A 21,189-nucleotide genomic window follows, 5' to 3' on the forward strand; every position below is an offset into this window, starting at 1 on the left:
CGCGAATATGTGACAGTCGTGTTGTCCCGTTCCAACGCTTTCTCCGGCGGAGAGAGCCGTGCGAGCACTGCTGTATCCAGATGTTCGGATCGCCACCGCGCGGTGTCCGGTCCTGCCTATTCGCCATGCTGCCGGATTTTCGGCACAGCACGAAGGGTTCCCCATGTCCAAACCTGTTTCGCGTGATCCGATCGCCATTGTGGGCGCCGGTCCCACCGGTCTGACAGTCGGGATCGAATTATTGTCTCGGGGGGTCGAGTGCAAGGTCTTCGAGAAGCGGCCCCGTTCCTCCGATACCTCCCGAGCGTTCACCCTTCATGCGAGGACGTTGGAGGGTTTCGCGCGGGCACGATGCGTCGAGCGCTTCCTCGAGCGCGGCATCCGACACCGAGGGATGGCTTTCCACTTTCGCGGCGTGCCCGATGTCGAGCACCTGGACTTCACGGCGCTGGAAACCCCGTATCCGATGATCCTCATCATCGAGCAGCAGGACACCGAAGCCGCGCTGCGAGAAGAATTCCAAGCGCTCGGCGGCACAATCGAGTGGAACACCAAGCTGGAATCTGTCACCACCAGCGGGGATGGCCGCATTACCGCCGTCTTCGACCGTACTGGCAGTGGTCGTTGCCGCAGGGAGATGCATCCGGATTGGCTGGTCGGATGCGACGGGCTGCGCAGCACCGTCCGATCCCTCATGGGAATCGAGTTCGAAGGCGATGAGTACGTCGGCTTGCAGTTCCGGATGATGGACGTGCAGATCGATCGCTACCCGGTCAGCGACGACGAGATCCACTACTTCGTCGACGCGGACCACATGCTGCTCACCACGAAGCTCCCCACCGGCTACCGCGCGTTGATCAGCGACATGCGCGCCACTCCCGTGGCCAACCCGGCACCCGATCCTGTTGCCGCACAACACGGGTTTCAGCCCGTCGTCGACGACTGGCTCCCCGGCGCACATCTCGGCATCCCGACATGGAACACCGAATATCCCATCTGGCGACGCCAAGCACGGGAGTACCGGCGCGGGCGTCTCATCCTCGCCGGCGACGCGGTACACATCGGCTCACCCGCCGCCGGACTGGGAATGAACAACTGCATTCAAGATGCACAGAACCTCGGCTGGAAACTAGCGGCAGTCGCCAGCGGGCGCGCACCGGAAACGCTGCTCGACACCTACGAAGCCGAGCGGCTTCCGATCGCCGAGCAGGTGGGCGAGGCCAGCAGCATGTTGCATCAAATCATGATGGCGCACGGCAATTCGATCGCCGAACGCCTCGAAGTAATCCGGCAGCAGCCCGGCTTCCACCACCGAGCTGCTCAACGAATCGCAGGGTTGACCCACCACTACCGCGACGTGATCACCCCGCCGCCGGGGCTGCCGCGACTCGACGGTCTCACCGCTGGCGACCGCGCCCCGGACATTCTCGTGACGCCGGCGACCGGCGTGCACGAGCTGCTTTCTCATCCCGACTACACCCTCCTGGTGCTGCATCGACGCCGGGACTCGACAGTCGCCACCGATGTCGCCGAGGCCACCTCGCCCTATCGCCATCTGCTGCGAACCACAGTGATCACCGCACCCGAACTACGGCCTGACGCTGCCGCCGGCGCCCTGGTCGCGCACGATGCCCGAGTACACGACCGATACGGCCACCCCGCCGACGACACACTGTGCCTGATCCGACCGGACGGCCATATCGCGCTGCGATTCCCCGCTCGCCAGGACCTGCTCGCCACCGCCCTCAAAGAGGCGATGCTGACATGATCACACATGTCGAGCCTTGCACCCCCGCGCCCGGAGGCTCGCGCAACATCGACGCACCTGCCACGCCAATCGAACACGGTTACTCCGATGCGCAAACGGCCGACCTGATCCGGTCGTGCGCCCCGCCGCACCCGCAGCCGCTGCGGGCCCTCAGAGCCCGACGGTCGCACCCAGTCGTGATCGGGCTGATTCGGCCGGATCTGCATGCATGCAGGAACCAGGCGATCGCGAGCGCGGTTACCTCGGCCGACCTTCACGCCATCCAAGCGACCGCGGACCAGTACCAGTGGCGGGTAGCCGACATGCTGCGTCTCCAACCGGGAGGCGACACCGACAGCACCGATCCCGTCGAGTGCCTGCTGGGCCGGGTACGCAGCCGGGGCGCCGACGCGGTGATCGTTCCATGCCGTCTCCACCTCCAAGCCGGTGATCTTCGGGAGCGCGACGGCTTGGAGGCGGTGCGCCGCGAGTGTGCAGTCGTCACCTTGTCCCCTGCGCAAGTGTGGCCCTGCACCACCGGTTTCGCCCCCGTCTTCGGCACAGCCGATGCCACCGGGACGGCGTCCAGCTCCTCAGCTCCACGGCACAGAGCCTGCACGTGGTCAGTGGAACTGTGGTGATCGCGATGTCAGGGTGGCAGGTGGTGTCGGCGGTCGCCGCGATTCTCGCGACGATCAGCCCGGTGTTCCTCGGCCTCGCTTGGGCATCGACCACGAAAACCGAAACACTGTCCCGAGCACCTATCGAGCCGAAAGCGACTGCATACCAATCCAGTTTGCCGCACATTCTGAGCCATGCCGCCCCGAATCACAGACTTACGACGGCAGAGGCGGGGTCCGCAGTCCGCCTGCACCGATCCTGCAGTTGCGACGACTGCTTCTGCAAAGCAGCCGCCTACCACGTACTGGTGGCGGCCGGCAAGGTCCGGCCGGCCCGCAAGGCGTTGCTATGAGGCTCGCACCGTGGGTGCCCTGGAACTACTGCGGGCCAACGAGATTCACAACGAGATCAGACAGGTACGAAGAAGGACTCCCACCGTTGTCACGGAGCGGAACCCCGGGGTGTGCTCCAGCTCGCCACCGTCATTCACCGCCGTTGGAGCCGATTCAGCAACAAGAGGAGAGCCTGGCACATGTCCAGAGCAATGGCAGAGGCGATCGGTCCAGGCGGGGGCAGGAAGGCTTGCAGCGAACCGCTCCGGGCAGGCCGTGACGTGCGTCGGGTTGGAACGGGAGATCGGAACCGGGCACCGTGGGCGGAGGATGGGCCATGGCGAGGCAGAGGCCAGCCACCGACCCGGGAGGGCATAACGCCATATCTCACCAGCAGCGGCCTGCAATTGTCACCGGAGAACCCAGGACTCGAGCCCTCCGCACCCCGTCGCCCGGTAACGCAGGACGACCGGCTCGACGTTGCGAGCGGCCGGCTCGGCGAGGCCGCGTTGGATCGCGTCGTCGCCGCGGAACTCGAGGAACACAGGGTCTATCACGGCTTCGCGACATTGGGACGCCAGATCACACAATCGGAACTGGCGGAACACACGTCAATGTCCAAAGACCACATCGGCAAAATGCTGCGCGGGCAGCGACCGGTGTACGTGCGAACGCTGGGGGCCCTCGCCGCGCCACTCGGGCTGCCCACCGAGGTGTACGACCATCTCCGTGAGCTGATCCTACGCAACGAGGACCCTGTACAGACTGTGCCCGACTCGGGCCCGCCTCCCACCCATATGCGGGAAGTTTTGGCTGCCCTCCAGTACCCTGCAATGTTGCTGGCACCCGGACTATTCGACGTCCACATGCTCAACGAGGCTGCGACACAGATGCTTCCGCGACTCGATGAAGCAGGCAACCTGCTCCGGTGGCTCTTCTGCGATCCGATAGCGCGGACGGTGTTCGGGGGCGACACATGGCACCTGGTGGCGACAGTATGCAGCTACGCCCTGCACTACCTTTCACGCGGCATCGTGCCCGAGCCAGCACGAGCCAACCTGATTGCCGAGCTGTCCAAAGCACCAGAGTTTGCGCGAATGTGGGCCGCGCGCATCGAAGGCGCGCTGTTCCCGCTCCGCGTGGCCATCGCCGATCCGAACCAACCCTCTCAAATCAGAACGATGACCCTCACCGCCTCGACCCCATGGCGGGCACCAGCAAACCACTTGCAGGTGTCCCTAATCCCGTGCAAGTGAGACTCCGTGAAACGACTGGAGGTGCCTCCCCTCCACGGCTACCGCGACAATCTGCATCGTTCTCGATCAGAGGCACTACCGCGCGCTTCCGACCGGCGGCGAGCTCGGTGGGGTAGAAGGGATGCGCGAGGACCGTGATGACAAGCACTGATGCTGCGAAGCTAACGCATCCGAGGTCCTCGGATACCCCGACGACTACGAATTGATGCCCAACAGGTCAAGGCGGTCCGTCGCAAGCTGGCGAGGTGGAATCGAAGGGTTTCGTCACGATCAGGCGGACCGTCGAGTACGGAAACATCTACGGCCCGGTGAAAGTGACTACGACATTGCTGCATACGGATCTTCATGCGGGACAATATTCCGGTGCGTTCAGTCGGCACGGTGATGGTGGTGGACTGTCGTGGCCGTGCATGGGTGCGGGGGTGGATCTGGTGTTCCTGACGGCCGTCTTGGCCCGGCATGGGGGCGATCCCGAACCGATCCTGGGCTCGCACGCCCTCACTCGGGACGTCGATCCTGATGCGGTCTCTGCGGTGGTGTGTGTTGCCGGGGTGCTGGATCCGTGAGAGCTGTCGGTCTGGAGGTTTCGCAGTCGGCGGCCCTGCGCCGGCACCGCCTCGAGTCAGGGCGTGCGACGGGTGCGTGGTTACAGCGGCGGGTCGGTGGGAAGTGACAGCAGCAGCGTGTTCCGCTACGGCCGATGGATTCGAACTGGATCATGAAGCCAGGTATGCGCAGCGGATTGCCGCCGCGCAGAAAGACTTCGAGCGGCACGGTGCCGCGTTGGTGTCGTGGCTGTTTCCTGCGTCAGTTCGGTATGCGGTTGCATCTGAGGCGATCGAGTTGGCGGAGCGGTTGAGTGTGCGCCGGGATCTGGCGTTCGCCGAGACAGATTTCACGCCGCGCCGGATGAGGAACGTGACGCGAGCACAGATCGCTGAGAACGGAATTGCCATCCAGCAGGCTTATGAGTCACCCGAGGTCGCCGAGGCTGTGGCTGCGGTGGCAGGTCAGCCAGTGTATGCATGCCCCTACGAGCCGGAACAGTTCGTAGTCACCCAGCTGGATCGGCCTGGTGATACGCATGGCTGGCACTGGGACGATTACAGTTTCGCGCTGGTTTGGGTAGCCGAATGCCCGAACACCGTCGATGGCGGATTCGTCGAGTGCGTCCCGGACACGGTGTGGGATAAGCGGCGGCCAGCAATCGAGCAGGTACTTCGTGATCGCACGGTGCACCAGCTAGAGGCAGGTACGGGTCAGGTCTATCTCATGCGGGCGAGTACGACATTGCATGGAGTGCACCCGATTCGGCGGGGCCGCAGGACGATTGTGAACATGGCGTTCGCGACGGAGGATGAATTGTGTCGGCCGGTGTCGCACGAGACGATGGACGCACTGTGGTCCGGGCCTGGGGATTGAGCGGAGGAAGCGTACCGGTGGAGAGAACCACGTTGGAATCAGTGGACGGTGTCCCACTCGCCGCGGCAGTCCACAGGGCAAACGGCTCATCCCAGGGGACAGTGCTACTGGTACACGGGATCACCGTGGATATGGACGAGGGCGGCGACATGTTCGTCCGCCTGGCCGAGCGGTTGACCGCTGCAGGGTTCGATGTCGTGCGGTTTTCGTTCCGAGGTCATGGAGACAGCGGTGGGACGCAACGCGGAGTGACCATTGCCGGGGAGTGCCTGGATCTGGAGGCCGTAGTGCGATTTCTCCGGGATCGGTTCCCGGGTCGGTTTTCGGTCGTGGCGGCCAGTTTCGGCGCCGTGTCTACGGTGTTGTCGCTGCCGTGGCTGGGTGAAGAGCTCGATCGGCTCGTGCTGTGGAATCCGGTTCTTGACCTGCGGCATACGTTCTTGGAGCCGGAGTTGGCGTGGGGCAAAGAGAATTTCGGTGCGGCGCAGCGCAGGCTGTTGCATGACACCGGGGTTTTGGTCGTCGACGGGGCATTCGAGCTCGGCCGTGTGTTGTTCTGCGAGTTCGCCCACTACGACCCCTTGGCGCAATTCCTCGACAGCACGGTGCCTTCGTTGATCGTGCACGGAGACCGTGACACCGCGGTCTCCTATCAGGTGTCCGCAAGGGCCGCAACGGCCCGGCCGAACACGACGCTGCACACTATCGCTGGCTCGGATCACGGTTTCGATTCGCGCGAACGCGAAGATCAGGCGATTTCGGAGACGGTTGACTGGCTGGTCAAGCAGGCCGTACCCGCCTCGTGACACCCGAGGATCTGTATGGGCCGACGCGGCTCGGTGATGGCGTGATCATCGGCGAGCACTGCGTTCTGGGCTACCCGAAGGAAGCGCGGCTCCACGAAGCCCGCCGTGGGCAGCGTTCGCCGGGTGCTCCTGTGGTGCTCGGAGATCGCAGTTTGCTGTTCAATCAGGTCATCGTCCAGGAGGGCACCGTCCTGGGCACCGATTGCGTGGTGGAAGACCGGGCACGGATCGGGTACGGGTGTGTCATCGGCGACCGGACTCGTATTGTCCACGGCGCCTATATCTGTGATCGCGTCACGATCGGCGCCGACGCGTGTGTCGCTGGGTTCGTGTGCGATGCGACGGTGATCGGCGACCGAGCAACCGTCATGGGGGAGTTGGTCCACGAATACACGAGTCCGCATCTGGGCTGGTGGGGGGTGGATGAAGAGCCGCCCGTGGTCGAGCCGGATTCGGTGGTCGGATTCGGTGCGCGGGTGGTCGGTGGTGTTCGGATCGGGTCTCGCAGCTACGTTGCGGCCGGCGCGGTCGTGACCAAGAACGTGCCGAGTGAGCACGTCGTCACCGGTGTCAATGTCCACACGCCGGTCGGCGAGTGGCCCGGCAAGCGGCTGCGGTCTCTGATCGAACACTGGACAATGTCGCGACCCATTCGGTGATCGAGCTGCGAGTCAGCACTGGATGAAGTCGGAATCCTCGGTGTCGCTCCCGCCGTCGTCCTTCGGGCGCTGTGTGACCAGCGGCGGATCGAAGGCGAGTGCGGTGATCCGCGGTGTGAATCGTGCCCGCAGGTCAGGTCGTGGGTGCGGGGTGTAGAGGGCGGGTAGGAACTCGTCGACCGGCACGATCGCGTCGGTGAGTTCGGCGGACAGCGCGGCGCGCAGGCCCCTGCGGGTGAGCAGATAGGCGTAGCTGCAGTGGCTGTATCCGGGCTGGACGATCCCGGGAGCCAGAGTTGGTGTGTCCGGCCGGAGCTGGTCGCGCCCGAGGTACAGCAGGTCGAACTCGACATCGAGTTCGGTGATCAGGTTCAGGGTCCGGAGAAGGCGTGGTGTGAATTCGGGTGTGAGTGTTGCGTCGTCTTCGAGGATCAGGATGTACGGTGCCGTGGTGTTTTCCTCGGCGTGGTTCCAGCATGCAAGATGAGCGAGGGCGCAGCCTATTTCACCGTATTTGAGAGGTCGATTCCACCACGGGTTGTCGGTTTCGATCTGCCATTCGAACAGCTTGATTCCGAGGGCCTGAAGGTTGCTGATGGCGAGTTGCCGGCCGTCGATGACCACGTCGAGGTCCGAGGTGTAGGTGACCGGCATTGTGGCCGGTAGGCGCGCTTCGATCCACGCTCGGCGGTCCTTCCGGCGTGGCAGATTCACGACGTAGGTTGCGAGGTCGTCCAGGTCCGTCACACCGAATTCCCTTGGGAGAAGCGGTGATGGCAGGTGAAACGCTTGGTGTTGTCGATCACGACTCCCCAGTTCGCACCGTGAGGGCGGGACATGAGCAGCAGGGGCTCCATGACAGTCAGGTCGGCGACGTCGGTGATGCCGCCGACGCGGCGTGCTTCGGTGACGACGACGAAGTCATCCTGACCGACGTGGTCGGCGAGGTATTCGACATTGGTAGGTCCTCGTCGTGGATCGAGTAGAGCGCGGGCTGCGCCGAGTACCCCGAGGGTGAGGCAACCTCCCAGCAGGAATGCGGTGGTTCCCTGCACGGTGAGCCGGGTAAGGACGGCGAGATCTTCGATCAGTTCGCCACGCGGTGTCCACCGTGGAGCCATAGAGAGATTGTCCAATTCCGGTACGACGAGCGGATCGTCCTCGCCGAGCGGATGCGCCTCGAAGTGGAAGGGTAACTGCGGGAGGAACTCCCGGTACTTGGCGTTCCACGGTGGGCCGCCGATCACCACGAGAACCTCGACCTGGGTGTCGAAGTATTCCGAGGGTGCGAAGTCGCGCACAACCGTTGCGGGAGCGAGTTGGGCGAGTTGTGTGCGGACGAAGATCAATGTGTCCAGGTCAGCGAACTTGGCGTACCGCAGGTAGTTCCGATCCTGGGGCGACGCGTACTCGGGACGTTCATCCAGGGGGATTTCGGAGCAGACGATGTCGACGCCACCACTGGGACGCAGGCCCCAGAACCGGCGCACCGCATCGGCAGAGTCCTGTTTGTCGGTCTGGCCGGGGTGATTCTGGCTGCGGTTTATCGCCTGCGCGTCGTCGGGTGCCGACGGGAGCGTCACCAGGAGATAGGCCAGTGTGTCGAGCGCGTGGTCGGAACGGCGGCGCACGGTCTTGACCGCGCATTTGAGGTGCTGGGCAAGGGATTCTTGGCGCTCGGTGAGCGTTGGGTAGCTGTGTTCGGGACGAACATTGAAATCCACTTCGGCATGGATGCGCTCGACATCGACGAGCTGCCCGATTGCCTGACGAAGGACGGCGGCGAGACGTTCGACCTGTTCGGCCGAGCCCGGCTCGATGTGGGACTCGCGGCACAGATGTGCTTGCACGGGTTCGTCGATGACGGTGAGCAGTGCTGTAGGCCGCGCCAAGCCGAGTCCGCGGCGCACCCGTCTCAAGCTGTCCTTCACCTGGTCGATAGAGGGCGGCGCCAGCATCTGTCCACCTTATGTCCAGCGAAAGCGAATGCGACAGTGGGTTTTCCGGTCGGTCGTACTGCCTGTGTCCAGAAAATGTCCACTCCAGCCGAGGGTGTCCAGAAACTCGGGAGGCAGCAGGGATAGCACCCAAGGCTCAGTAGACAGACACTCGAATCGTGGCTGATCGAAAATCTGTTCGGAATCAACAGGATTCGTGCATTTCAGCCGCCATTCCAGGAGACCGACCGAAGGGAAGAGATATGTCGGAGCAAGCCAGCACCACGGCCGAGGGCGGGGAGTACGAGGCCCCGAAGGTGGAGACGAAGACGATGATCAGCCGCCAGTGCGACTGAGATGACAATCCCCTGGTCGGCCTCGGCTCGGCCGGCCAGGGCCGGCGGTGAAACAGCAACGAGGGATGGTCGAATGCTGGCCTTGTACGTGGGTGATCTCCACTTTTCGGGGTGGTCGATGCGCGCTCGTGTCGCGGTGGCCGAGAAGGGCCTTGCGGTGACGGAAAGGATCATTGAGCTGGATTGGCCGATCCAGGAACGCTCGGACGGGGTGCTTGTCGCCGGCGACGGCACCGGCGAACGTGAGGCCGGTATCGGCTGTGCGTGCGATGCCGACGATCTCGCCGGAGCAGACATCGAAGGCATTCTGGATGACTCCGCGATGTCGCTGCTACCTCGTGTCCCGATCCTGACCGACACCGAGACCAAAGCCGTTGCCGCAGACGTAGTCTCGATCGCCGAATACCTCGACGAGATCGCACCACAATCCGGCGTCAGGCTCATGGGCGCCACGCGACGCCACCGGGCCATGGTTCGCTCTATCTGCGCCTGGGCGAGTCACGACCTGCCTTTCCTGCGCGAGGGCGCGTCCTACGCACGTTCGCTCCGTGTCACTCCGGGCACCGCTGCGCCCGGCGCGGTTGAACAGGCACGGTGGCTGTGCGACGTCGTGTCCGGGTTGTTGCGTCGTTCGAGCGGCCCGTTCCTTGTCGGGGACTTCGGACTCGCGGATGTGATGGTGTCGACCTACTTCCAGCAACTGCGTGGCTGGCATATCGGCATCGACGACCCTGCTGTGCGCGACTATGCGCGGCGACTGCTGGAACGCCCGTCGGTCGCTGACCACATCGACAAGGCCCGCGCGATCTACCGGGCCATCGACGAGGCGCCGACCGGGTCGCCGCAGTGGATCCTGCGCCACTACCGCTATCACCCGGGAAAGCAGCTCCTGCATGACTGGCAACGCGACCATTGCCAGAAGCTGGTCAACGCCACTGCCGTGCAAGCGGTACGACTTGCCTACCAGGGTCTCGACCTGGATCAGATCACGCAGTCGCTCGCCCACACCTACAAGGTGTCGCCGGAGCGCGTTGCCGACGACGTCGCCACATTGTTCGCGCGCCTCTCACCCGTCTGACCGCCCCCATTCAAGGAGTATCGCGATGCCCGCCACCCTGTCCCGTGCTTTGACCGAGCAGCTGAGATACCGTGCCGACCTCGGCCTACTGTTCGACCCACGCACCGGCACTTTCCATCGACTTGGCAACGCGGTTGCGGAGTCGATGGTGTCGATGATGTTCTCCGGCGCCGATGACGACACCGTCATCGGCGATATCGCGCAGCGCTACAACGCCGCCCCCTCACGCGTCGCGGCCGACGCAGCCGACCTGGTCACCGCCCTGACCTCCCCGCCCACACCCGATCAGGTCGACCGTCACCGATCGCTGCTGGGCATCGACAAGCGGTTCGGGGCGAAGCTCGACTTCCCGTTGCGACTCGAAATCGAGCTCACCGCTGTATGCAACTGGGCGTGCGGCTTCTGCTACAACGTATGGAAGATCGACCCGGACATGAGCGACGCCGAGGTCCGGCGCGCGGTAAAAGCATTGCCAGAAAAGCACATTCCGACCGACCTGGCATGCTCGATCCTCGACGAATGCGCCGACCGGGGCTGTTTCGTTATCCGCTACAGCGGCGGGGAGACACTACTGCACCCCGATGCCATGGAGATCTTCGAACACGGTGGACGCCGCGGCCTGTATCAGGTGGTGTTCACCAACGGTCACTTCCTTACCGCAGAACGGGCGAAGCGCCTGGCAGCAGCGAACGTGCGGTGTGTGCTCGTCTCGATCCACGGCGACCGCGACACCCACAATGAACTGACCGGTCATCCCCGCGCGTACGACCGCGCGATCGACGCGATGCGGCTGCTGATCGATGCCGGTATCACGGTGGTCGCGGAAATGACACTGGTCAAAGGCAACATCGACGGTGCGTTGGACGTCGTCCGTGATGTGTATGCGCTCGGGGTGCGCGAGTTCGGTGTGATGCGGTACGTCCCGACCGGCCGCCACGACGACCGCTACGGCATCCCCATGTCAGTCACCATGCCGCTGATCACCCGCATCGACGAACTCCTTGCCGCCGAATGCCCGGGTATGACCGTCGCGTGGCCGTGCGCGCAGAAGGTGTGCACCAGTGACACCGACACTCCGTTGCGGTCCGACGACCCCACCTTGGGATTGCGGCTGTCGCAGATATCCGGGCATTGCGAGTCGGGCATGGTGTGGGGCAGCGTCTCCTACGACGGCCGATTGCGGAACTGCCCGCACTCCAACGTCTACTTCGGCTCCCTACACAACGAACCCCTTGCCGGGGTATGGCCCGCGTTGACCGACGCCGTGCACGCAGCGGTCGCCACCAGGCCCTCCTGCGCTGGTTGCGCCGTCGCCGACGCCTGCCGCGGCGGCTGCCACCTGCCCAGCTTCTTCGCACCGGCGACCGGAGTAGCGCTCGGAATGCCCGCCCTCACCACCGATAGGATCTCGGAATGACCACGGCAACTGCCCGCAACGACAACCTTTCGGCGCCCGTATCGATGCAGGAAGCGATTCTTCGTCTGCAAGCGTATTGGTCGCAGCGAGGTTGCCTGCTGGGTCAGCCGTTCAACACCGAGGTCGGCGCCGGCACGATGAACCCGGCGACGCTACTGAGCGTGCTGGGGCCGGAAACCTGGAACGTCGCCTACGTCGAGCCGTCGGTCCGCCCGGATGATTCCCGGTACGGCAAGAACCCGAACCGCCTGCAAACTCACACCCAGTTCCAGGTGATCCTCAAGCCCGAACCGGGCGACCCACAGGAGCTGTACTTGGGTTCGCTGGCCGCGCTCGGCATCGATCTCGACGCCCACGATGTGCGGTTCGTGGAGGACAACTGGGCCCAGCCGGCGATCGGGGCGTGGGGTCTGGGCTGGGAAGTCTGGCTCGACGGGATGGAGATCACCCAGTTCACCTACTTCCAGCAGGTCGCGGGACATAACCTGGACCCGATCCCGGTCGAGATCACCTACGGCCTCGAGCGGATCCTGATGGCGATCCAGGGCGTGACGCATTTCAGGGACATCATCTACGCGCCCGGCGTCAGCTACGGCGACGTGTTCGGCCAGTCCGAATACGAGATGTCGCGCTACTACCTCGACGACGCTGACATCGACACCACCCGCGGCTTGCTCGACGCATACTCCGCCGAGGCCGACCGGATGATCACAGCCCGGCTGCCGGTGCCCGCCCACGTGCATGTCCTCAAATCCAGCCATGCGTTCAACATCCTCGACTCGCGTGGTGCGGTGAGCACCGCCGAACGGGCGAAGTGGTTTGCGGTGATGCGCAAGCAATCCCGCGAAATCGCCACTCTGTGGACGGAGTTGCGTGAGCAGGCCGGGCACCCGCGCGGAGTGCAGGCCCCGCCGCCGCTGGCCACACCTTCCATCGACCCGGCCATGATCACGTCGAGCCTGGGATCGGTGCTGCTGTTCGAGATCGGTACCGAAGAACTGCCCCCACATGTCGTGACCGCCAGCATCTCCAGCGTGCGCGCCACACTCACCGAACGGCTGGATTCCACCGCACTGCCCTACGGCGAGATCACCGTGCAGGCAACCCCACGCCGGATCGCCGTGATAGTCGAAGACATCGCCGATCGTGAGCCCGACAGCGTGAACCTGCGCCGCGGCCCGAAGGTTGCCTCCGCCTACGACGCCGACGGCAACCCCACCCCGGCGCTCGCCGGTTTCCTGCGCTCGCAGGATGTCTCGGCTGACGATCTGCGGCGCATAGAAGTCGACGGCGCCGAGCACGTCGCGGTCGAGACCACTCGCGTCGGCCGGTCGGCGGCGGTGGTGCTCACCGACGTCCTGTCCCAACTCACGGTGTCGTTGCGGGCGGACAAGAACATGCGCTGGAGTGACCCGGAATTGAGTTTTTCACGCCCGATCCGCTGGCTGGTCGCGCTACTCGGCGACAAGGTGCTCCCAGTCACTGCCGGCGCGGTGGCAGCCGGGCGTAGCACCCGAGGCCAGCGTCACTGCGCCGCACCGACATTCGACATCGCCACCGCCGCCCGTTATCGCTCAGTGCTCGAGGCCGAGGGAATCGTCGTCGATCAGGATGAGCGCCGCGCCCGTGTCGTATCTTCGGCCACTTCTCTCGCCGAGGCTGAGAACGGCCGGATCGATCTCGACGGTGACGCCGACCTGATCGATGAGATCTCCAATCTCGTCGAATCCCCGACCGGCGTCCTCGGTCATTTCGATCCGGAATACCTTGACCTGCCAGAACAGATCCTGATCACCGTGATGCGCAAGCATCAGCGTTACCTCCCAGTCCGCTCCGACACCGGTGGCCTGCTGCCGGTATTCGTGACGATGGCCAACGGCGACTGCAACCCCGACGTCGTCCGAAGCGGCAACGAAAAGGTGCTCCGCGCACGCTTCGAGGACGCCGCATTTTTCTGGAGCGCCGACCTGGCCATCACCCCCGATGAGTTCCGGGCCCGGCTCGCGTCACTGATGTTCCACGACAAAGCCGGCACCATGGCCGACCGCGCCGACCGCATAGCCGCAGCCGCCACCAGGCTCGCCACCCGCATCAATCTCTCCGGCACAGACTCGGCCACCCTGACTCGCGCCGGCACCCTCGCGAAATTCGACCTCGCCACCCAGATGGTGATCGAAATGACCTCCCTCGCAGGCACCATGGCACGCGAATACGCAACCAAAGCCGGCGAACCCGCACACGTGGCCACGGCCCTGTGGGAAATGGAACTCCCCCGCTCCTCCGGAGACGCCCTCCCCACCACCACACCCGGTGCGCTGCTCGCACTGGCGGACCGCTTCGACCTACTGGTCACGATGCTGGCCGTCGGCGCCAAACTCACCGGCAGCGCCGACCCCTACGGACTGCGCCGAGCGGCAACCGGAATCCTGGCCATCCTGCGCAACCAGCCCGAACTCGCCGACATCACTATCCCCGTCGGCCTCAACACCGCTGCCGACCAGCTCCGAGGCCAAGGCGTCACCGTCGACCCCTCGGTGCTGTCTACCGCCGAGGAACTCATTACCACCCGGTACGAGCAGCGGCTCCGCGACGAAGCAGTCGCTCCGCGACTCATCGCCGCCGTCCGCCCCTCCTCCACGGCTCCGCATCGGGCGGACATCTTGATTGACCAGATCAGCAAAGCCACCACAGACGATCGATTCGCCGATCTCGTGGAAGGACTGCAACGGATCATGCGGATCCTGCCTCGCACCGCGCCCGCCACCTACAACCCCGACAGGCTCACCGGCCCCGCCGAACGGCAACTCCTGACCACAACGGGATCAGTACCTGCCGCCGACGGCAGGCCGCTGACCGAGTGGATCCGACATGGCCACAGCCTGATCGAACCGCTCACGACGTTCTTTGACAACGTCCTGGTCATGGCCGACGACCCCGCCGACCGATCGGCACGGCTGGGGCTGCTGGCCACGATCTTGGCGAAAGCTCCAGCCGGAATCGACTGGCGAGAAGTCCACCAGGTGCTGCAGAAGCCGGAGGGGTAACTGTGGTCGTTGGGCCGACCCGCACGTGACGGATTGCGAGCGAAGTACGAGGAGCGGCCGTGCGTGTTTTCGGTCCGGGAACCTCGGCGACCGGGTGGACCAGTGCTGTGCATTCTCTCGTATAGCAGTTCAACGGTTTTGGCCACGATCGCCCAAGTTCGGTGATCTCGCTGGGCTAGAAGGACTTGCGCCGTTTCAGGATGGCGGGCCCGCGACATCGCGACCTTGGATGGATGCTTGTCCGTTATCGTCATCGCAATCGCCCCGCCCTGAATCGTGATCACGCCGAAGGAACATCCGTGAACCGTCCGCAGGTTCGGCCGACCAGACCGGCTGCGGCAAACCGGGAATCGTGACAGACCCGAATTTCTGCAGTTGCGCCGGCATCTGCTGGAACCACTGCCGCCACTCCGCCCGGGTGGCACACGCCGCTCGATCGGTGTCAGCGCGACATCGCCGAAGTCCAAACCCATCTGTTCGTCGCTCACCCAATGATCGCTCAACGTCTCGAGGGATTCCACGAAGGCTGCGCGCCGGGCAACGCTCGAACGACGGCGCCCGGCCATCGTATCCAAACCCTTTCCCGCACTCTGAGATCCACCACACAACACCGGTCTGACAGGGGCCGACCGCCGAGGTCGACCAGTCGACTGTCCGACCATCGGCGGATCCGTTCGAGCGTTTTCAGTGTGGCCGAACGGGCACCCCGACAAGCTTCGCAGCGCCGCGGGCGCGTGGCGGCTGATGGCGGCCGAACTACGGATGGCCACCATCGCCCTGCCCGGCGCGCGATCCCACATCGAAGCCCACCAGAGCCCGGAAACGCAGCAGGCACTCGAACAGCACGATCTGGTCAAAAGGACAATGGGGACCCCGACTACTTCCACATCGAGGACCAAACCGGCAACCGCAGCCACCGACGGGAGCAGAAATAGATGACCCAACTCGATGAATTCGGCCGCACCCCAATGCATTATGCCGCCCGCGACGCGAACCTGCCCGAGATCGAACGCCTCCTCGACACCGAAGACGTCAACCTCGGCGACAGCAAAGGCTGGACCCCACTGCACTTCGCCGCCAACGCTGGCGCCCCCAACGTCGTGGCTCGCCTCCTCTCCGTCGGCGCCGATATCGACGCGCTGACCGACAAAGGAATGCCCGCGATCTACTGGGCAGCCGTCGCCAAACGCGGCAACCCCGTAGAAACCATCCGCGTGCTGCGCGCCCACGGCGCCGATCCCACACGCGAAACCATCGAAACCTATTTCGGGCTCAAAAGCCCTCTCCACTTCATCGCCGAAACCCGCAACAAGCCCGAAATCCGTGCCGAGTTCGCGGATCTGATCAATGAATGAGACCCCCGACCTCGACGCCACCATCCGACGTCGCTACCAGTCGAACAGTCGCCCCAACAGGGCGCCTTGGTTGGACTGTAGCAGCATCAATAGTTCTGTGCAGCAACGTTTTTCGATATCGAAACTGTGAGCGGATCGTTGCGGGCGATTCGGCCTGATGGCCTGGCACACTTCTGCGCTCATTCGATGGGGACTATCTTGTGTCCAAGGCCATTTCATAGAGAAGGGGGGCCTCGTGCTCGAAGATGCTGCCCGAGAAGAAGAATCGAGAGAGCTGCTCACGGAGTGGGAGCGTGAGGTTGCGCAACTACGGGAGATGGGCGATCGAATACGTTGGCTCGCTGACCGGTTACGACCTCGCCACCGCAACCTAGAGGTGTCCTACCTGGGATACCTAGTCGACGAGTTCAAGAAGATCGTTGATGCCAACGATCGTGCCAGCTTTGACAGTTTGGTCCTACACACCAGCGACCTTCATCACCGGAACATGGGCGTACTCGACCCGGACTACGGTCCCGCACCGGAGCGGTCTTCCTTCGTGCGACGTATACCTGACTCCACGGAACCGATCCGTGATCCCTTCGTTTATGTGAACCACATAGTCGAATCGCTTGAGCACTTCGTTCAGGTGTGGACGACAGTCATCGACTGTGGATTGACTTGCGACTGGGAGATGCTGGAGGACGAGTTCCCCAAACTTGCGACTCTTTCCGCAGAGATCGACCGAGCTCATACGGCTTGGATCTCCCTTGAAACGGACTGAGCACTCATGTAACGCGTGGATGGCGCGCTGGATTCAACCACCTGCTCCGGTCCCTCGTCTGAACCGCAGCCTTACATGCATGTGCCCGCGATTGGCGTGCAACGTTACGGCCGCTTGATACCACAGCGCTGGCCGAACTCGCCCGGGCCTGCTGCTCGATTAGGTCACATGTCGCCGATCGAAGCAGCAGGGTCCGCCGGTCGTCACGGAATTATCCCCGCATGCGTGGGGAGCACCCGGCCGCTATGTTGCTGCGGGGGTCGTAGATGGGCTCATCCCCGCGTATGCGGGGAGCAGGGCTGGGTCGGGCGCTGGGGTGGCTTCGAGGGCGCGAAGCCGGTCGCGCTGGGCGGGGGCACCTGTGGCATCGGTTCGGGGTGCAGCCGGTGGTTCGCGATGGGCGGGCAGCTTTTCGGACTCGTACGGCTCGGTCATGACTACTCCTGACAACGGATCTGCGAGTCGGGTGAACTCAGGCGACGTCGGTGCCGACGACGGCCAGGGCCGTCGGCTCGGCGCTGATGGTGAGGGCGGTGACCGCCTCGGCGAGTATCAATTCGACCTCGGTGGCGAAGTCGGTCACAGTCTTGTCGATCTTGGTGGCCTCACGCCGGATCACGTCGGCCGATTTCTTTGCGGTAGCGAGCTTTTCAAGCTTGGTCAGCGCGCCCTGAACCTTCTCGGTGGCCGTCGCCAACTGCTCGCCGCCACCGCGGGCGACTACCGTGGCGCTGGCCGCGCGCATCAGCAAAACGCACGCGCGCAACAAGTCCGGCTCGTCGGTGTCGGGATCGAAGGCCAGGACCACCCGGCGCGGGCCGAGCACACGCAACGTCTCGCCGCCGTTCTGTTCCGGTGCACGGACGATGCCGAGAGAGGCGGCTGCCTGGCGGTTGCGTTCGGCTTCGTCGAGGTACTCACTCCAGCCCGGCCGCTGGGAGTCGGTCATCTCGATCACCACGCGCGCACCGTCGGCAGTGGTCAACAGCCCATCGCCCTTCTTGCAGCGTGGCAGTGTCCCGACCATCGCGCCGGTGTCGTAGTACTCGTCGCCGAGGCCGGCCGCGATGGGTTCCATGAACCGGTGAATTCCCGCGGCGAACGACTCGCCCTTACGCGGGGTCATCGAGACGAGGGCAGCCTTGGCCTCCCGTACCTTCAGCGCGGCCGTCATCTCCTCGAACCGCTTGGCCAGGTCGGCGTGATTGGCCATCAGCATGTCGCTCATCTGGAGCTGGCGAGCGTCTAGCGCAGCCGTGTGCTTGGCGATCGGCGAGGCCGGGTCGTTGAGGTCGAACTGTTTGGTGGCCGTCGCGATCAATTCCTGAGTGCCTGCGGCGGCCTTCATCGACAGTTCGGCGCTGAACTGCTCGAGCACCGGCTTCAGCCGGGCGACGAGTTCGGGGTCCGAACCGCCGAAGAGCCGATTGATCTGGTCGGTGATGTTGGCGGTGGCCGCGTTGACGGTGGTCGCCATCTCCTTACGGTAGTTCGCGTCGGCCTCGGCCAGGGCCTTCTTCGCCGAGTCGACGGTCTTGGTCATCACCGCCGACGCGTCCTTCGCGGCCTGGCCGGTCAGTTCCGCCGCCCGGGCCGCCGACGCGGCGGCCTTCTCGCCGACCTCGGCGACCATCCGTTCCAGCTCTTTGGCATCGCTGGCCTGGCCGGTGGCTGCGAGGGCGACGGCTCCGCATTTGACGACCTCGGTGATGAACGCGGACAGGTCGGCGGTGGCGAGGGTCTCGGGATCGTCGACGATCGGACCGCGATGCCCGCTCGTCCAGCGCTGGGCCTCGCGCAGGACGTCGCGATCACGAAGGACGACCTGCTCGACTGCCACGGCGGTGTTGTTGTCGGTGAAGTGCGCGTTGGGATTCATGGCTCTCCTCGAAAAGGGCACAGTAGGTAGCGGGGCAACCGGTTGTTGCACCGCTGAGTGATAAGCAGGCTTCTCGCTCCGGGACCGGACGAGAGCGGATCTTGTTCCTAGGCTGGCTATTCCGTTGCCGAAGCCCGGGCGCGGCGTTCCTGGCTGGTGAGGTGCCAGCCCTGACACTGCGGGCACGGATACACCCGCTGTTCGCGCCGGCCCGGGTTCGACGTGTCGATTCCGGCGAGGGCGAGATCGGCGTCGGCGAAGGTGAAGTACGTCAGCTTCCCCGACACACATCGCGCGACCCTGATCAGCGGCGGCAGCTGCGCCAGATCTGCGCCCGTGTGCAAGTCGAGCTTGCGGCGCACCGCCGCCAACCGGGGCGGGTACTGCCGACAGGGACGGTGTGTGCGATGTCCGCTCATGGTGACCTCCTCGCTCGGTGTGCGGTGCGAGATCACCATGTGCTCACCGCCAAAATAAGTCGATACATTTCACCGATAAGCCCGTTTATCAGCGCTATCGATCGAAGTATGTCGCCGTGGAGACGTAGAGTCAGTGCCGATCCACGCGGAGGATGAGGGGTACCTATGGAGCAGCCGAACGAACCGACGCTCACGCTGCAAGACATTGCCGACCTGGCGAAAGTCGAGCGGGCAGTGGTGTCGATGTGGCGTAACCGGGAGTCGGTTCGCGGGCAACTCATCCCGTTTCCCCAGCCGGTCGCCGAAGTAGGTGGCATCGCTCGCTTCAGCCGGTCCGACGTGGTCGACTATCTCGAACGCACCGGCCGAGGCAACAACGCCGAAGCCCGCTTGGACGCCGCGACCGTCGGTGCTCCCGAGGGATGGGGCCTCGAAGACCTGGTGACGTTGCTGTGCCTGCGACACCTCGCGGGCGACCTGGCCCACCTGACCGACGAGGAATGTATCTACCTCGCACAGGAACTGGACCCGACCGACGAATCGTTCGCCGGCGACATCGCTGCCCTCACCGACACCGGCTCCGCACGGGGGTTCATCGACGGCTTGATGGCCGCCAGTTACGGCGGGGCGGATGCCCTCGCCAAGCTCGAATCCTCCCGTGCCGGACGCGAACTCGCGCTGCGCGATCTGTCCTCGGAGGCGATCGCACTGCTCGGCACCATTGTCGGCGCGTGTCGAACCGAACTCGGTTCCGACGGTGTGCATCTGGTCTCCGGCGGTGACGCACCGACGGTGGTCCTGGCTCTGTCCGACGCGGACCCCACACTCGAGATCCATGCGATCGGCGAAGGTCATCAAGCACGTGCTTTGCGGCGCCGCATGGTGATTCGCGAACAGGAACCCACCATCGAGGTCGGTCCCCGCGTCCGGCTGCTGTCGGTGGTCGGTGTCGAGCCGGCGCAGGCCATCGACGACGTCGACTACACACTTCTCGGCCTCGAGCCCGACGAGATCGCGGTGATCATCGGCTCGGCAGCGGTCCTGTGCGACGCGATTCCGCGGGTCGGGAAACGGCAGGACACCCTGGAAGGCAAGCGCGCGCAGACTCTGGGTTCCGGTGGTCTGATCGCCGCGTTCAAGCTGCCGCGCGGACTATGGAAGGAAGCGCACCGGCAGGCGCTGGGTGCCTGGGTGTTCCACGGCGGCGCCAAGAACAGCCTGCCGACCGTCGCCGACCTCAGCACCATCGCGCCGACCGAACTCGACCACGACGCGCTCGCCGCCGACTTGGCCGCCGCATTCGGCAACCGCACCGACCGGCAAGCCCGGGCCTACCGGTACGGCAAGGAAGTCCCACTCAGCGACATCCGAGCCGGACACGCCGTGGTAGCACCGGGCGCATTGGCAGTCCGGCTGCGCGCGCCGGAGACGATCGACGACCTGAACCGTGTGTACACCGCCACCTTGGTCACATCCGAACCCGACCCGGGTTTCGACGTACAGGCCGGGGCCGCGGCGAGCTCACATGAGATCGTCCAACGCCCCCTTGCTGAACTGTCACGACTCGGCCTGATACACCTTCGCACCGGCAATCGGATCAACCCCGCACACGGCAACCCGGACGGCACCGTACCCGTGCTGTCAGCGCACGGCACCGAGGCGTTCCAGCTCGACCCGTTGGACGCCCAACGGCTCTACCCGCGAGCGAACCGCACCGAACCCGGCGATGTCGTCTTCCACGACCACCCGCCACGCGCCATCGTCGACCCGATCGGCGGCGCCCGGGTGCTGTCACCGTCACGGATCCTGCGACTGGCACCGGGCGCCGGGATCGGGCCACACACCTTGGCCGCCCTGATCAACGACGCACCCGCCCACCACACCGACTGGCGTGCCTGGACCGTGCCACGCCTACCCGACACCGAATCCCAACACCTGGAGTCCGTGCTCGCCGAGGCCGCCGATTACACCAGACGCCTGCGCGCGCGGCAGGATGCGATGCAGGATCTGTGCCGCGCCCTGATCAGCGGGATCAGCGCAGGCACGGTAAGCCTGGACGTCCCGGCGGCAGCGGCCGGGGTCCCGGCATGAAAGACAG

16 protein-coding genes are annotated in these 21,189 nt (G+C 64.7%); 12 read left to right on the forward strand and 4 right to left on the reverse strand.

The window, feature by feature from the left end:
• Positions 1–163 precede the first annotated feature (163 nt).
• The 6 genes from NN2_RS22800 (at position 164) to NN2_RS22830 (ending at position 6,843) form a co-directional block, all read left to right on the forward strand.
• Entirely contained in the window at positions 164–1,768 is a 1,605-nt protein-coding gene (locus NN2_RS22800) for an FAD-dependent monooxygenase (protein WP_082857194.1), read from the forward strand.
• A 1,441-nt stretch (positions 1,769–3,209) separates the two neighbouring features.
• A complete protein-coding gene (locus NN2_RS22810) occupies positions 3,210–3,956 on the forward strand; it encodes a helix-turn-helix domain-containing protein (RefSeq protein ID WP_156511411.1) in 747 nt (248 codons plus the stop codon).
• A gap of 245 nt (positions 3,957–4,201) precedes the next feature.
• The gene (locus NN2_RS22815; RefSeq protein ID WP_063015901.1) at positions 4,202–4,522 is read left to right on the forward strand and encodes a hypothetical protein; all 321 of its coding nucleotides are present in this window, start codon (positions 4,202–4,204) and stop codon (positions 4,520–4,522) included.
• Positions 4,523–4,625: 103 nt separating this feature from the next.
• Positions 4,626–5,378 carry a HalD/BesD family halogenase gene (locus NN2_RS22820; protein WP_063015902.1) on the forward strand — a complete coding sequence of 251 codons (753 nt, stop codon included), beginning with the start codon at positions 4,626–4,628 and terminating at the stop codon, positions 5,376–5,378.
• A gap of 41 nt (positions 5,379–5,419) precedes the next feature.
• Positions 5,420–6,184 (forward strand): alpha/beta hydrolase, encoded by a 765-nt coding sequence (locus tag NN2_RS22825; RefSeq protein WP_281209395.1) that lies wholly within the window; start codon positions 5,420–5,422, stop codon positions 6,182–6,184.
• The gene (locus NN2_RS22830; RefSeq protein WP_063015904.1) at positions 6,181–6,843 is read left to right on the forward strand and encodes an acyltransferase; all 663 of its coding nucleotides are present in this window, start codon (positions 6,181–6,183) and stop codon (positions 6,841–6,843) included. Before NN2_RS22825 ends, NN2_RS22830 begins: the two co-directional genes overlap by 4 nt.
• A 12-nt stretch (positions 6,844–6,855) precedes the next feature.
• Here the strand turns inward: NN2_RS22830 and NN2_RS22835 are convergent, their stop codons facing one another.
• Together NN2_RS22835 and NN2_RS22840 are read right to left on the reverse strand one after the other, a co-directional pair.
• Positions 6,856–7,590: a glycosyltransferase family 25 protein gene (locus tag NN2_RS22835; RefSeq protein ID WP_063015905.1), complete on the reverse strand. Its 735-nt coding sequence runs from the start codon at positions 7,588–7,590 to the stop codon at positions 6,856–6,858.
• A complete protein-coding gene (locus tag NN2_RS22840; protein WP_082857195.1) occupies positions 7,587–8,801 on the reverse strand; it encodes a hypothetical protein in 1,215 nt (404 codons plus the stop codon). Before NN2_RS22840 ends, NN2_RS22835 begins: the two co-directional genes overlap by 4 nt.
• Before the next feature lie 408 nt (positions 8,802–9,209).
• Here NN2_RS22840 and NN2_RS22845 point away from each other — a divergent pair, with 408 nt between their 5' ends.
• The 5 genes from NN2_RS22845 (at position 9,210) to NN2_RS22865 (ending at position 16,793) form a co-directional block, all read left to right on the forward strand.
• Positions 9,210–10,214, forward strand: coding sequence for a hypothetical protein (locus NN2_RS22845; RefSeq protein WP_063015906.1), 1,005 nt, complete (start codon positions 9,210–9,212; stop codon positions 10,212–10,214).
• A 25-nt stretch (positions 10,215–10,239) separates the two neighbouring features.
• A complete protein-coding gene (locus NN2_RS22850) occupies positions 10,240–11,631 on the forward strand; it encodes a radical SAM protein (RefSeq protein ID WP_063015907.1) in 1,392 nt (463 codons plus the stop codon).
• Positions 11,628–14,675, forward strand: coding sequence for a glycine--tRNA ligase (locus NN2_RS22855; RefSeq protein ID WP_063015908.1), 3,048 nt, complete (start codon positions 11,628–11,630; stop codon positions 14,673–14,675). Before NN2_RS22850 ends, NN2_RS22855 begins: the two co-directional genes overlap by 4 nt.
• Positions 14,676–15,610: 935 nt before the next feature.
• On the forward strand, positions 15,611–16,030 hold the full coding sequence (locus NN2_RS22860) for an ankyrin repeat domain-containing protein (protein ID WP_063015909.1): 420 nt from the start codon (positions 15,611–15,613) through the stop codon (positions 16,028–16,030).
• A gap of 235 nt (positions 16,031–16,265) precedes the next feature.
• Positions 16,266–16,793: a hypothetical protein gene (locus NN2_RS22865; RefSeq protein WP_156511413.1), complete on the forward strand. Its 528-nt coding sequence runs from the start codon at positions 16,266–16,268 to the stop codon at positions 16,791–16,793.
• Positions 16,794–17,265: 472 nt separating this feature from the next.
• On the opposite strand, the gene NN2_RS22870 is transcribed toward NN2_RS22865, so the two are convergent.
• Together NN2_RS22870 and NN2_RS22875 are read right to left on the reverse strand one after the other, a co-directional pair.
• Entirely contained in the window at positions 17,266–18,672 is a 1,407-nt protein-coding gene (locus NN2_RS22870) for a hypothetical protein (RefSeq protein ID WP_063015911.1), read from the reverse strand.
• A 116-nt stretch (positions 18,673–18,788) separates the two neighbouring features.
• Positions 18,789–19,091 carry a hypothetical protein gene (locus NN2_RS22875; RefSeq protein WP_156511414.1) on the reverse strand — a complete coding sequence of 101 codons (303 nt, stop codon included), beginning with the start codon at positions 19,089–19,091 and terminating at the stop codon, positions 18,789–18,791.
• 165 nt (positions 19,092–19,256) lie between these two features.
• Between NN2_RS22875 and NN2_RS22880 the strand changes: the two genes are divergently transcribed.
• The gene (locus NN2_RS22880; RefSeq protein WP_063015913.1) at positions 19,257–21,182 is read left to right on the forward strand and encodes a helix-turn-helix transcriptional regulator; all 1,926 of its coding nucleotides are present in this window, start codon (positions 19,257–19,259) and stop codon (positions 21,180–21,182) included.
• Positions 21,183–21,189: the final 7 nt, after the last annotated feature.

The sequence above is a fragment of the Nocardia nova NBRC 15556 genome, from assembly GCF_001613005.1.
Taxonomy (GTDB): domain Bacteria; phylum Actinomycetota; class Actinomycetes; order Mycobacteriales; family Mycobacteriaceae; genus Nocardia; species Nocardia nova.